Source organism: Bacillus hominis (genome assembly GCF_018332515.1).
Classification (GTDB): Bacteria; Bacillota; Bacilli; order Bacillales; family Bacillaceae_G; genus Bacillus_A; species Bacillus_A hominis.
Genome location: NZ_BOQD01000142.1, coordinates 1 through 12,183 on the forward strand (window position 1 = coordinate 1; position 12,183 = coordinate 12,183).

11 protein-coding genes are annotated in these 12,183 nt (G+C 37.7%); 9 read left to right on the plus strand and 2 right to left on the minus strand.

All coding sequences use genetic code 11. From position 1 onward, the window contains the following. Positions 1–62: 62 nt before the first annotated feature. Complete coding sequence (locus KI356_RS14935; RefSeq protein WP_002112278.1) at positions 63–542, minus strand: free L-methionine (R)-S-oxide reductase MsrC; 480 nt, start codon at positions 540–542, stop codon at positions 63–65. Positions 543–689: 147 nt separating this feature from the next. Between KI356_RS14935 and refZ the strand changes: the two genes are divergently transcribed. Beyond that, positions 690–1,328: a forespore capture DNA-binding protein RefZ gene (gene refZ / locus KI356_RS14940; RefSeq protein WP_128280721.1), complete on the plus strand. Its 639-nt coding sequence runs from the start codon at positions 690–692 to the stop codon at positions 1,326–1,328. Positions 1,329–1,339: 11 nt separating this feature from the next. Here refZ and KI356_RS14945 read toward each other — a convergent pair whose 3' ends face one another. Next, positions 1,340–2,284: a DMT family transporter gene (locus tag KI356_RS14945; protein ID WP_128280722.1), complete on the minus strand. Its 945-nt coding sequence runs from the start codon at positions 2,282–2,284 to the stop codon at positions 1,340–1,342. A 124-nt stretch (positions 2,285–2,408) separates the two neighbouring features. Here KI356_RS14945 and KI356_RS14950 point away from each other — a divergent pair, with 124 nt between their 5' ends. The 8 genes from KI356_RS14950 to KI356_RS14985 all read left to right on the plus strand — a co-directional run bounded on the left by KI356_RS14950 (position 2,409) and on the right by KI356_RS14985 (position 12,082). After that, positions 2,409–3,248 carry a LysR family transcriptional regulator gene (locus tag KI356_RS14950; RefSeq protein WP_128280723.1) on the plus strand — a complete coding sequence of 280 codons (840 nt, stop codon included), beginning with the start codon at positions 2,409–2,411 and terminating at the stop codon, positions 3,246–3,248. A gap of 210 nt (positions 3,249–3,458) precedes the next feature. Continuing rightward, positions 3,459–5,168, plus strand: coding sequence for a septation ring formation regulator EzrA (ezrA, locus tag KI356_RS14955; RefSeq protein WP_212935795.1), 1,710 nt, complete (start codon positions 3,459–3,461; stop codon positions 5,166–5,168). A gap of 277 nt (positions 5,169–5,445) precedes the next feature. Next, complete coding sequence (locus KI356_RS14960; protein WP_128280725.1) at positions 5,446–6,588, plus strand: cysteine desulfurase family protein; 1,143 nt, start codon at positions 5,446–5,448, stop codon at positions 6,586–6,588. 6 nt (positions 6,589–6,594) lie between these two features. Beyond that, positions 6,595–7,809: a tRNA uracil 4-sulfurtransferase ThiI gene (thiI, locus tag KI356_RS14965; protein WP_128280726.1), complete on the plus strand. Its 1,215-nt coding sequence runs from the start codon at positions 6,595–6,597 to the stop codon at positions 7,807–7,809. Positions 7,810–7,888: 79 nt separating this feature from the next. After that, entirely contained in the window at positions 7,889–8,083 is a 195-nt protein-coding gene (locus KI356_RS14970) for an alpha/beta-type small acid-soluble spore protein (RefSeq protein WP_000168891.1), read from the plus strand. Between the two features lie 221 nt (positions 8,084–8,304). After that, positions 8,305–9,891 (plus strand): acyl-CoA synthetase MbcS, encoded by a 1,587-nt coding sequence (mbcS, locus tag KI356_RS14975; RefSeq protein ID WP_128280727.1) that lies wholly within the window; start codon positions 8,305–8,307, stop codon positions 9,889–9,891. 103 nt (positions 9,892–9,994) lie between these two features. Next, positions 9,995–10,426 carry a VOC family protein gene (locus KI356_RS14980; protein ID WP_002199170.1) on the plus strand — a complete coding sequence of 144 codons (432 nt, stop codon included), beginning with the start codon at positions 9,995–9,997 and terminating at the stop codon, positions 10,424–10,426. A gap of 87 nt (positions 10,427–10,513) precedes the next feature. Further along, positions 10,514–12,082 (plus strand): amidohydrolase, encoded by a 1,569-nt coding sequence (locus tag KI356_RS14985; protein ID WP_212935796.1) that lies wholly within the window; start codon positions 10,514–10,516, stop codon positions 12,080–12,082. Positions 12,083–12,183: the final 101 nt, after the last annotated feature.

Consider the following 12,183-nt stretch of genomic DNA (forward strand, 5'->3'; position numbering starts at 1 on the left):
CCGATTGGTTCAACTAATAATCAGTGAGGAATGAACAAAATCCCACTGATTAAAGTTTCACTTTATATATGTTTTAACAGTGTTTCCACAAACTTTTCTAAATAGTGCTGATCTACTTCATCGAAACGATTTTTTTCGGGACTATCAATATCAAGTACACCGATGATATTTCCTTCTTTCATAATCGGTACAACGATTTCCGAATTCGAAGCACTATCGCAAGCGATATGACCTGGGAATTGGTGAACGTCCGCTACAAGCTGCGTTGTTTTCGTTTCAGCTGCCACGCCGCAAACGCCTCGTCCGAATGGAATGCGCACGCAAGCAGGCATTCCTTGGAATGGTCCAAGAACAAGCTGATTTCCTTCTGTTACATAAAAGCCAACCCAATTAACGCGATCTAAAAATTGATTTAATAGTGCGGACGCATTTGATAAGTTTGCGACTACGTTCGGTTCGCCAGTTAATAGTGCATCCAGTTGTTTAATTACTGTCTCATATTGCTGCTCACGAGATCCTGCATAACTTTCTTTTGTAAACATGGAAACAACTCCCTTTTTATCGAGGTGTGTAAAATATTGGCAAAATACGATGTATTTCACATGACTTTGTCGATAGAAAATTAAAGGAATTTGTCTTAAAAGTCAAGAAATTTAAACTATAGCTGTTCAGTGAGGGGAAGTGAGCGCATGAAGCAGACGAAACAAAAGGTAATTGATGCGGCAATATCGTTGTTTAATACGAAAGGTTATGATGGAACGTCGGTACGAGACATTGCAAAGCGGGCGGATGTGAATGTAGCGAATATTTCATATTATTTTGCTGGAAAGCAAGGTTTATTAGAACAGCTTATTACTGATTTTTTAGAAGGATATACTCATGTAATTGAAACGGCATTTGAACAGAGAGAATATTTGTCGGCTAAAGATGTGATGGTGCAAATGGTGCGCGGGATTTTACGATATCAATTTGATAATAGAGAACTGACACGTTTTTTCTACCGAGAGCTTTCGCTTGATACGACATTAATTCGTGAAGTGATGACGATTTATTTTTCAAAAGAAAGATATTATGTAGAGCAAATTATTAGACAGGGACAAATGAATCAAGAATTTAAGAAGGTATCTTTTACAATGTTTATGACGCAATTAAAAGGCATGATGAATATGCCGTTTTTATATCCGCAATATATATCAGAAGTGCTGCATTCTTTTCCATCCGAGACATTTTTCTTAGAAATGTATACGAAAGAAATTGAACAATGGATGGAGCAAGCATTATGCAAAACGAATATGTATTTTGAATTGCCAAGAGCTGTTCATATGTGAAAAATCCCCACCTAACGAACTGAGGTGGGGATTTTTGTCGTTTCTTTTCTTTGCCATAAATTATTGCATAATAGCGCAATGATTGTTAATGAGGCTCCGGCAATTTCAATTTTGTCGACTGTATAACCTCGAAATATGGAACCGATAAGAGCAAGTACAGGAACTAAATTCATAAATAATATGCCGTTAATTGATGAAATATAGCGATTTCCTGTGTTCCAGCAAAATACAGCGATAACCCCCGCGACAATTGACATATAAAAGAGTTCAAAACGAACGCTCATAATTGTGTGTAATGACGGTACAGCGACTATATTTGCACTTGTTAATGCAGTAACGATTATAACGAGTGAAATAGAACCGAATAAACAAGTTAATGTTGTGTACCTAAGTGGTGACCAAGATTGAAAACGAGCACCACCATTCGTATAAATGACCCAGCAAGTAACGCCGCATAACATAAATATGTTTGTTGATAAGTGGCTTGCTGCTCCAAATAATAAGTGAATATTTCCTTTTGAAATGACAAGCATAACACCGAGTAACGCAACGAACATACAGAGAAATGTGTAGTGCCCTGGACGGCGATTTTTTGTTATCCATTGTAATAATAGAGCGATAAGTGGCATAAGAGACTGAATCATAGCCGCATGAATCGCTCCAGAGGGCCCGGCAAGTTGTTGACCGTAGAAAACGAGAAATCCATACCCAGCGAAACCGAATGTTCCGTAAAAGAATAAAGAAAGTGTTCTTTTTTCTAAGCGGAGAGAATTTTTCCCTTCGATAATTAAGAGTAGAATAAGAAAAATAATAGCTGCTGATCCGTATCGAATAGTTGTGAAGAAGAACGGATCGATAAATTGCAAGGCATTTGCCATTACAGGAAACATAAATCCCCAAGCCGTTACAGCAAGTAAGCATAGGAGGGATCCGAGTAGCATTTGTTTTTTTGCCAAGAGTATCATTCTCCTTTCTATTTCGTTATAGTAAGTTGATGAAATAAGTATAAAGAGTAATTCTTTGTAGAAGGAAATATCGATTTTTTATGGCAGTTATAACTTTTTGTTAGAGGTGTGTAGGATGGATTTGGAGGCAGTACGATCGTTTATTGAAGTAAAGCATACGCGAAGTTTATCAAAAGCGAGTAAGCTTTTACATATTTCACAACCAGCGCTTAGTAAACAAATTCAAAGATTAGAAGCTGACTTAGAGGTTACTTTATTAAAACGTTCCGCTCAAGGGGTAGAATTAACAAAAGCTGGAGAGTTATTTATAAAGAGAATGTTACCGATTTTGGAGCAAATAAATGCAGTGAAAACGGAAATGAAGGAATATCAAGAGAAGCGGAAAATTTCAATAGGTATATTACCGAGTTTAGCGGCCCATTACATATCAAAGTGTAAAGACTTATTAGAGGATACATATGAAATAGAATGGCAAATTGAGCATACGAAAGTATTAATGGAATTATTTAAAGCGCGAAAAATTGAAGCGATGTTTATTGATTCAGTAGTAGAAGGCGCTACGTATATAAAAGAAATGCGGGAAGAAAAAATCGTTTGCGTCGTTTCAAATGATCATCCGTATAAAGAGAAAACGGTAATCCGAATGGAAGAGTTGCAAAATGAAAAGTTAATTGTATACCCAGAAATATGCGATGTAAGGAAAATGATTATGAATGTGTTTCAATGTATGGGCACGAAACCAATCATTGCAGTTGAAACATCTTACGCAGAACCGATGCTTGCGATGGTGGGAGCTGGACTTGGTATCACGTTACTTCCAGAAAGGTCAGTAGAGCAAGCTGTAAGGCAGGGGAATGTGCATGCGATTTATGTTGAACCCCCGCTCATGCGCAAAATTTATTTCGCATCTCATATGAAAGAGTGCCTGTTATTACAATCATTTGAGGATAGGTAGTGAAGTAAGCGGAATATTAAGAAAGATTACAATTACATTTAAAGAAACATGAAATTTTAAAAAAAACTAGGTCAAAAACACGCCATTACATGGTATGATTAGAACATTGTTAGTTGTTAAATATAGGGGAATTCCCTTTTTATACATAATGCCTTCCATTTCATAAACGGAACGGACAAAAAAAGAGATATAACTAGGAGGCTTTTTTGCATGGATTCTATCCTGACGATCGTTATCATTGTAGTAAGCTCTATTCTAGTGCTGCTCATGATAGAGCTTGTGATAAGAAATCGTTCATATAAAGATATTGAAGCACTGGAGCAGTGGAAACAAGAAATAAAAGATAAACCTGTGGCAGATGAACTAAAACGGGTAAAAGATTTAAATATGACGGGTCAAACAGAAGAACTGTTTGGTAAATGGCGTGAAGAATGGGATGAGATTGTATCAACAACTCTTCCGAAAGCTGAAAAAGATTTAGCGCAAGCGCGAAAATTCGCCTCGCAATTCTCCTTCCGAAAAGCAAAGCATGCAATGACCGAATCCATAAGTGGTTTAGATGACGCTGATAATCGTATTACAGACATTTTAAATGAATTACAGCAACTGTTAGAAAGCCATGAGAAAAATAGCTCGGAAATTGAAGGGTTACGTGATACATATCGTAGTATGAAAAAGAGCGTTCTTGCTCATCGACACATGTATGGAGCAGCTGAGCAAAAAATTGAAGAGATGTTAGATGTTGAATCCGAGAAGTTCAAAACTTTTGAAGAAGCAACAGATAATGGTGATTATTTAAAAGCGCGAGAAATTGTTATTAGTTTAGAAGAAGGTTTAGCAAGTTTAGAAATCATCATTCATCAAATTCCAGATTTATTGGTAGAGTGTCAAGCGACATTACCAGTTCAGCTGGAAGATTTATTACAAGGTCATGATGATATGATAAGACAAGGCTACGTATTAGAGTATTTGGAAATTCCTAAAGAAGTTCGCGATATGACGACACAACTACAAACGTGCTTAATGGATATACAGGAGCTTCATATAACGGAAGCAGCAGGAAAAGTAGAGAAATTAAAAACTCGTTTAGACAGTTTTTATGATCAACTTGAACAAGAAGTGCATGCGAGACATTATGTGGAACAAAAAACACTTTCTGTTTACGAAGATTTAGAAGAAATTCGTGTTGAAACGATCGAAACAAAAGCAGAAACACAACTTGTGAAACAAAGTTATCAATTACAAGACAAAGATATTGAGTCGCAAAAAGTAATTGAAAAGCAAATGCATATTTTAACGAAACGTTTTGAAGTGTTGCAAATCCGCGTTGCAGAACAAGATATTGCCTTCTCTATTATTCGTGAGGAATTAGAAGAGGTTTATGAGCAATGTGAAACGTTAAAAGTACTTCATGCAGAATATAAAGAAATGCTACAAACGATGCGTAAAGAAGAATTTGAAGCGCGTGAGAAGTTACAAGAAATGCGAAATACAATTTTAGAAACGAAACGCTTTATGCAAAAGTCGAATTTGCCAGGTCTTCCGGTAAGCATTATGGAAGATTTACAAAGAGGGCAAATGGCAATGCAAGCTGTATATGATCAATTAGAAGTAAAACCGTTAAATATGAATGCTGTAAATAGCAGTTTAGAAGAGGCGTACACAACTGTTAACGGTGTAGCAGAAATGGCAGAAGAGTTAATTGGGCAAGCATATTTAGTTGAAAAATTAATTCAATACGGTAACCGTTACCGCAGTCATGATGAGAACCTTGCAGAAAGCTTAAATTACGCTGAGAAATTATTCCGTGAATATCAATATGATGCAGCTTTAGAACAAGCAGCTTCTGTATTAGAGCAACTTGAACCTGGCGTTGTTCAAAAAATAGCTGAATATGTAGACAATGAGCAAACCCTTTAATAAAGGGTTTGTTTTTTTGTGTAATTTTGAAGGCGATGTTGCTATAATGAATAGCGGAATACAGTAAGGTTGTTCGTTTTAAAATAAAGTGAAACTTTAATTAGTGGGGGAGGTCATCCATCACTGATTATTAATCTTCACCACTCAGGCTGCCTGCAAATGGCGGGGAAAAAATGTACACTTTTATATAAAAACGGAACCTTTGAGTAGTTTTAGCGTAATTACACGTATTTATGATATGATTATACGATGTGACAGCGCTGAAAGGGGAAGAACGATGATCTATTTTGATAATAGTGCGACGACAAAGCCATATCCAGAAGCTCTTCAATCATACGTAACGGTTGCGGGGAAATATTTTGGAAATCCTTCTTCTATTCATTCGCTTGGAGGAGAGGCAGAGCGTCTATTAACACAATCGAGAACGATTGCAGCACAGCTGCTTCACGTTAAACCTTCTGAAATTATTTTCACATCGGGTGGAACGGAAGGGAATAACCTTGCGATTAAAGGGATAGCGATGAGGAATCGTTCGCGCGGTAGACATATCATTACAACAAATATTGAACACGCGTCTGTGTTTGAGGCATATAAACAATTAGAAGATCTCGGTTTTGATGTAACATATTTACCGGTTAACGAGCACGGTGTTGTATCGGTAGAGGATGTAAAACGAGCGCTTCGTGAAGATACGATTCTTGTGTCAATTATTCACGTGAACAACGAGACTGGAGCGATTCAGCCCGTTGCTGAAATTGGAACATTATTAGCGAACTATCCGAAAATAAGATTCCACGTGGACCATGTACAAGGGATAGGAAAAGTACCGCTTGATTTATATGCTTCTCATATTGACCTTTGTTCAATATCTGGGCATAAATTTCATAGCGTAAAGGGGACAGGTCTTCTTTACGTACGTGATGGTGTAAGATTAGATCCAATTTTATCAGGTGGTCAACAAGAGCTTAAGTATCGTTCAGGAACAGAAAACTTACCTGGTATTGTAGCGATGGTAAAAGCACTTCGTATGACGATGGAGCAAGTGAAAGAAAAGGTAGTTCATTTGCAAAATTTACAAGCAGAGCTTGTCCGTTTCTTTAAAGAGATGGAAGATGTAACGATTAATACGTCACTTGAATATGCGGCACCGCACATTTTAAATGTATCATTTGTTGGTTTAAAACCAGAAGTGGTCGTTCATGCTTTAGAAGAGCATGGTGTATATGTATCAACGAAGTCTGCTTGTTCTTCAAAAGCAAATGAAGTGAGCCGAGTATTAGTGTCAATGGGAGTACCACACGCCGCAGCTGCGAGTGCAATCCGCATTAGTTTAGCACCGGACAACACGATGGAAGAAGTAAAACAATTTGAAGGTATTGTTAAAGAGACAATGCCAAAATTATATGAAGTGATGAGGTAAAGAAATATGATGACATATGAATATATTTTAGTTCGTTACGGAGAGATGACGACAAAAGGTAAGAACCGTTCTAAATTTGTAAGCACATTAAAAGATAACGTGAAGTTCAAACTGAAAAAATTCCCAAACATTAAAATTGATGCAACACATGATCGTATGTACATTCAGTTAAATGGCGAAGACCATGAAGCAATTTCTGAGAGATTGAAAGATGTATTTGGTATTCATAAGTTTAACTTAGCGATGAAAGTACCATCAGAATTAGAAGATATTAAAAAAGGTGCATTAGCAGCTTTCTTACAAGTAAAAGGTGATGTGAAAACATTTAAAATTACAGTGCACCGTTCTGATAAGCGCTTCCCAATGAAGACGATGGAGTTACTTCCAGAAATCGGTGGGCACATTTTAGAAAATACAGAGGATATCACAGTAGATGTTCATAATCCAGATGTGAATGTACGTATAGAAATTCGCAGTGGTTACAGCTATATTATGTGTGGTGAGCACATGGGAGCTGGTGGTTTACCAGTTGGCGTTGGCGGAAAAGTAATGGTACTTCTTTCTGGTGGTATCGATAGCCCGGTAGCAACTTACTTAACGATGAAACGCGGCGTATCTGTGGAAGCAGTTCACTTCCATAGTCCACCTTTCACAAGTGAGCGCGCGAAACAAAAAGTAATCGATTTAGCACAAGAGTTAACGAAATACTGTAAACGTGTAACACTTCACCTTGTTCCATTTACTGAAGTGCAAAAAACGATTAATAAAGAAATTCCATCTAGCTATTCTATGACAGTTATGCGTCGTATGATGATGCGTATTACAGAGCGTATTGCAGAGGAGCGTAATGCACTTGCAATTACGACTGGTGAAAGTCTTGGACAAGTAGCGAGCCAAACGTTAGATAGTATGCATACGATTAACGAAGTGACAAACTATCCTGTTATTCGCCCGCTTATTACGATGGATAAATTAGAAATTATTAAAATTGCAAATGAAATTGGAACGTATGATATTTCAATTCGTCCATATGAAGACTGCTGTACAGTATTTACACCAGCAAGTCCATCGACAAAACCGAAGCGTGAGAAAGCAAATCGTTTTGAAGCGAAGTACGATTTCGCGCCGTTAATTGAAGAGGCTGTAACGAACAAAGAAACAATGGTATTACAAACAGTAGAAGTAGTGGCCGAAGAAGAAAAATTCGAAGAACTTTTCTAAACCCATAAATTACCACGTTCAAATGTGCATGAAGTCATGTTGTTTATCACACTCTATACTCACAAGGAGGTGATACAACATGGCAAGCACAAATAAATTAGCAGTATCTGGTGCTCAAGCAGCATTAGATCAAATGAAATACGAAATCGCTCAAGAGTTTGGTGTTCAACTTGGAGCTGATGCAACATCTCGCGCTAACGGATCTGTTGGTGGCGAAATTACGAAACGTCTAGTTTCACTAGCTGAGCAACAATTAGGCGGTTACCAAAAATAATCCCATATACGATGGCTTAGAAAGAGCGGGTTCTCCCGCTCTTTCTTTTTGTCGTTTTCGTCGTTATTTGCCGGTGAATTGATATGTTAAAAACAACGTCGCTATAAATCCATGCATAAATTCGACATAAATATAAAAAAATTGTCAAAAGAAGAGGGTTCAAAATTTACTGAAAATTCTTTATTATATAAGAGAGGCATAGAAATAAAGGAGGATTTTTTATGAAGAGAGAGGAATTATTGGCGCCGCCATCTTATAATTTAGTTTCAGAAATAGAGAAATATACAGGTGATAAAGAGAAGCTTGCTTTAATTTGGCAAGATGATAAAGGGAATAGACGAGAAGTTACATATTTTGAATTAATGCAAGGTGCGAATAGAATTGGAAACGCTTTTATAAAAAGTGGCTTACAAAAAGGGGACAAGCTCCTTATTATGATGCCGCGCTTAATTGAAGCTTACATGACGTATATTGCTGCGATTAAAGCAGGATTTGTCGTAATTCCGAGTTCGGAAATGTTGCGAAAAAAAGATATCGAATATCGTATTGGACACGGGGAAGTAAAAGCGATTGTAAGTTATGAACCGTACATTGGACAATTTGATGACATAGAAGCGATGGACTCTCTTCAAAAATTCGTCCTGAGCGAGCAGTCAGTAGATGGATGGACAAATTTAAAAACAGCATTAGAAACAGAAAGTGATATGTTAGAAATAGTGAAAACAGATAAAGAAGATATGGTCTTTTTATCTTACACGTCAGGGACGACAGGAAACGCGAAAGGTGTTGTTCATACACATGCGTGGGCATACGCTCATTTACGTACGAGCGCTCCAAACTGGCTCGGAATTGAAGAGAATGATGTTGTATGGGCAACGGCTAGTCCAGGCTGGCAAAAGTGGATTTGGAGCCCGTTTTTAGCGACTCTCGGTTCAGGTGCAACTGGATTTGTATACCATGGTAAATTTGAACCGAAAACGTATTTGAATTTATTAGGTGATAATAAGGTGAATGTGCTTTGTTGTACACCGACTGAGTATAGATTAATGGCAAAGGTAGAAAACTTAAATGAGTACAATTTAGAAGCGTTACATAGCGCTGTATCAGCTGGTGAGCCGTTAAACAGAGAAGTGATTGAAACGTTCCAAAGGCATTTCGATATTACGGTAAGAGACGGCTATGGGCAAACGGAAAACACATTACTTGTTGGGATAATGAAAGGGATGGATATTAGACCAGGATCAATGGGAAAACCAACGCCAGGCAACCACGTTGATATCGTAAATGAGGAAGGTATTCCGGTGCAGGTAGGAGAAGTTGGTGATATTGCAGTGCACATTGAAACACCAGCACTCTTTAAACAATATTATAAAGACGATGAGCGTACAGCGATGCAATTCCGCGGTGATTATTATATTACAGGTGATAAAGCGAAGAAAGATGAAGACGGCTATTTTTGGTTTGAAGGACGCGGAGATGATATCATTATTAGCTCTGGCTATACAATCGGGCCGTTTGAAGTAGAAGATGCACTTGTAAAACACCCATACGTAAGAGAATGTGCGGTTGTCGCAAGCCCTGATGAAATTCGCGGAAGTGTCGTGAAGGCATTTATCGTGTTAAGAGAGAATATAGAAAAGAACGAAGAAACATTGATTCCAGTACTTCAACAACACGTCAAAGAACTCACTGCACCATATAAATACCCTCGCAAAATTGAATTTGTAGATGAACTACCAAAAACGATTTCTGGAAAAATTCGCCGTATTGAACTTAGAAAACAAGAGATGGAGCTTCCTTCAAAATAATTTCGAAAATAGTGAAGTAAATAGTTGAATGAAATATAAAACGTATGATAATATAAAAACGAACACAAGTTCGATTTTGTAAAATAAAAAAAGAGGTGTCCGTATGATTTTAGGTATTAATCCGTACTTAGTTTTAGATGGTGGTGGGCAAGAGGCTGTACAACTTTATAAAGAGGCGTTAGATGCAAAAGTAGAAGTCATGCAAACTTTTGGTGACATGCCTGAAAATCCAGAATACCCGATTCCAGCTGAAGCGAAAGAGCGCGTTGCACATGCTACTTTAAAAGTTGGTAATACGGAACTTATGATTTCTGATACATTCCCAGGTAAAGGGCATGCAATCGGATCTCAAGTAACAATCGCAATTCAAATTAGTAATGCAGAAAAAGCGAAAGAAGTATTCGATAAGTTACAAGAAGGCGGAGAAGTTATTATGCCACTTCAAGAAACGTTCTGGAGCCCAGCATACGGACAAGTAAAAGATAAATTTAGTATTGAATGGCAAATTACAACGAATCCTACTGAACAAAATTAATTTTTGGAAAAGCACCATTTTTAATCAAAATGGTGCTTTTTTTATACGGACTAATTTCGTAGACTAAAGAGAAAAGGGGATGAATATATGGGAGAAATTTGGTATGGTGGAACCGTTTATACAATGCGAGAAGAGAATGAAAAAGTAGAAGCCATTTACGTTGAAAATGGCATCATTGTTGATGTGGGGAATAAAGAAGAGTTAGAAAACCGATATGCAGAAGTGAAGTTATACGACTTAAAAGGGAAAACAATGATTCCGGGGCTTGTTGATAGCCATATGCACCTTATTGGGCATGGGGAGAGATTACTTCGTCTAGATGTATCAAATTGTACGTCTTATAGCGAAGTGCTTACTCTTGTTCAGAAACGAGTAGAAGAAGCGCCAAAAGGGTCTTGGATTATCGGAGAAGGATGGAATGAAAATAACTTTACAGACACGAAAGATGTTCATGTAAAAGACTTAGATGCAATTTCAAAAGAACATCCGATTTTATTAAAGCGCGTTTGTCGTCACGTTACATGGGTGAATTCATACATACTGCAAGAAGCGAACATAACAGAAGAGACGCAAGAACCAAAAGGCGGGAAAATTGGCCGGGATTCATCAAATAAGTTAACAGGACTTTTATATGAACAAGGACAAGAATTAATTAAACATGTTCAGCCTGAAATAGATGGAGTGTATTTGCAAAGAGCTCTGCAAACAGCGATTTCAGACTGCTGGCAATACGGATTAGTTGGCGGGCACACGGAAGACTTAAATTATTATGGCGGCTTTCAAAAAACGTACAATGCGTTTTCGCACGTTATAAAAGAAATGCCATTTAAAGCACATTTGCTCGTTCACCACGAAGTAGCGAATGAGCGAAAAGAATATGAAAGTGAGCACTATATTGAATTTGGTGCGATGAAGATTTTTTCTGACGGCTCTTTTGGCGGAAGAACAGCTTTATTAAGTGAACCATATGAAGATGCGAAGGAAACAAACGGCGTTGCAATTTTTTCGCGTGAAGAGCTTGCAGAATTAGTGAAGAAAGCCCGTGACTTACATATGCCAGTTGCGATTCATACAATCGGTGATTTATCGCTTGAATATGTAATTGATGCGCTTGAATTATATCCACCGGCAAAAGGATTACGTGACCGTATTATTCATTGCCAGCTTGCTCGTGAAGAGTTGATTGAAAGAATGAAACACTTGCCAGCTATTATCGATATTCAGCCGGTCTTTGTTTCATCGGATTTTCCGTCAGTTATTGAAAAACTAGGAAAGCATCGTCTTCGTTATGCATACGCTTGGAAGACGTTACTAGAGGCAGGATTACACTGCAACGGCGGATCTGATGCTCCAATCGAACAAGTGAATCCGTTTTTAGGTATATATAGCGCTGTTACACGTAGAAGCTTTATTGACGGCGTATGCTATATGCCAGAAGAAAGATTAACGGTATATGAGGCTGTTTCTTTATTTACAACAGGCAGTGCGTATGCAATTGGAAAAGAAGCGAAGCGGGGGCAAATTACAACAGGATATGAAGCAGACTTTACAATATTAGACCGCGACATATTTGAAATCGAGTCAGAAGAAATAAAAGAAGTACAGGCAGAGATAACCGTGATTGATGGGGAAATTGTGTATAGAAAAGGTGTGTAAAAATATAACGACTTACCGACAAAAAATGACAAGAAAAGTTGTCGGATAATAGGGAGGGTTACCCGCGTTAATCGGGGTAAATAAAAAACCGACAAATTATG

Coding starts and splice junctions, on each gene's coding strand:
- thiI (WP_128280726.1), top strand. CDS start 6,595: ATGATGACATATGAATATATTTTAGTTCGTTACGGAGAGATGACGACA.
- refZ (WP_128280721.1), top strand. CDS start 690: ATGAAGCAGACGAAACAAAAGGTAATTGATGCGGCAATATCGTTGTTT.
- KI356_RS14980 (WP_002199170.1), top strand. CDS start 9,995: ATGATTTTAGGTATTAATCCGTACTTAGTTTTAGATGGTGGTGGGCAA.
- ezrA (WP_212935795.1), top strand. CDS start 3,459: ATGGATTCTATCCTGACGATCGTTATCATTGTAGTAAGCTCTATTCTA.
- KI356_RS14935 (WP_002112278.1), bottom strand. CDS start 542: ATGTTTACAAAAGAAAGTTATGCAGGATCTCGTGAGCAGCAATATGAG.
- KI356_RS14970 (WP_000168891.1), top strand. CDS start 7,889: ATGGCAAGCACAAATAAATTAGCAGTATCTGGTGCTCAAGCAGCATTA.
- KI356_RS14950 (WP_128280723.1), top strand. CDS start 2,409: ATGGATTTGGAGGCAGTACGATCGTTTATTGAAGTAAAGCATACGCGA.
- KI356_RS14985 (WP_212935796.1), top strand. CDS start 10,514: ATGGGAGAAATTTGGTATGGTGGAACCGTTTATACAATGCGAGAAGAG.
- KI356_RS14960 (WP_128280725.1), top strand. CDS start 5,446: ATGATCTATTTTGATAATAGTGCGACGACAAAGCCATATCCAGAAGCT.
- mbcS (WP_128280727.1), top strand. CDS start 8,305: ATGAAGAGAGAGGAATTATTGGCGCCGCCATCTTATAATTTAGTTTCA.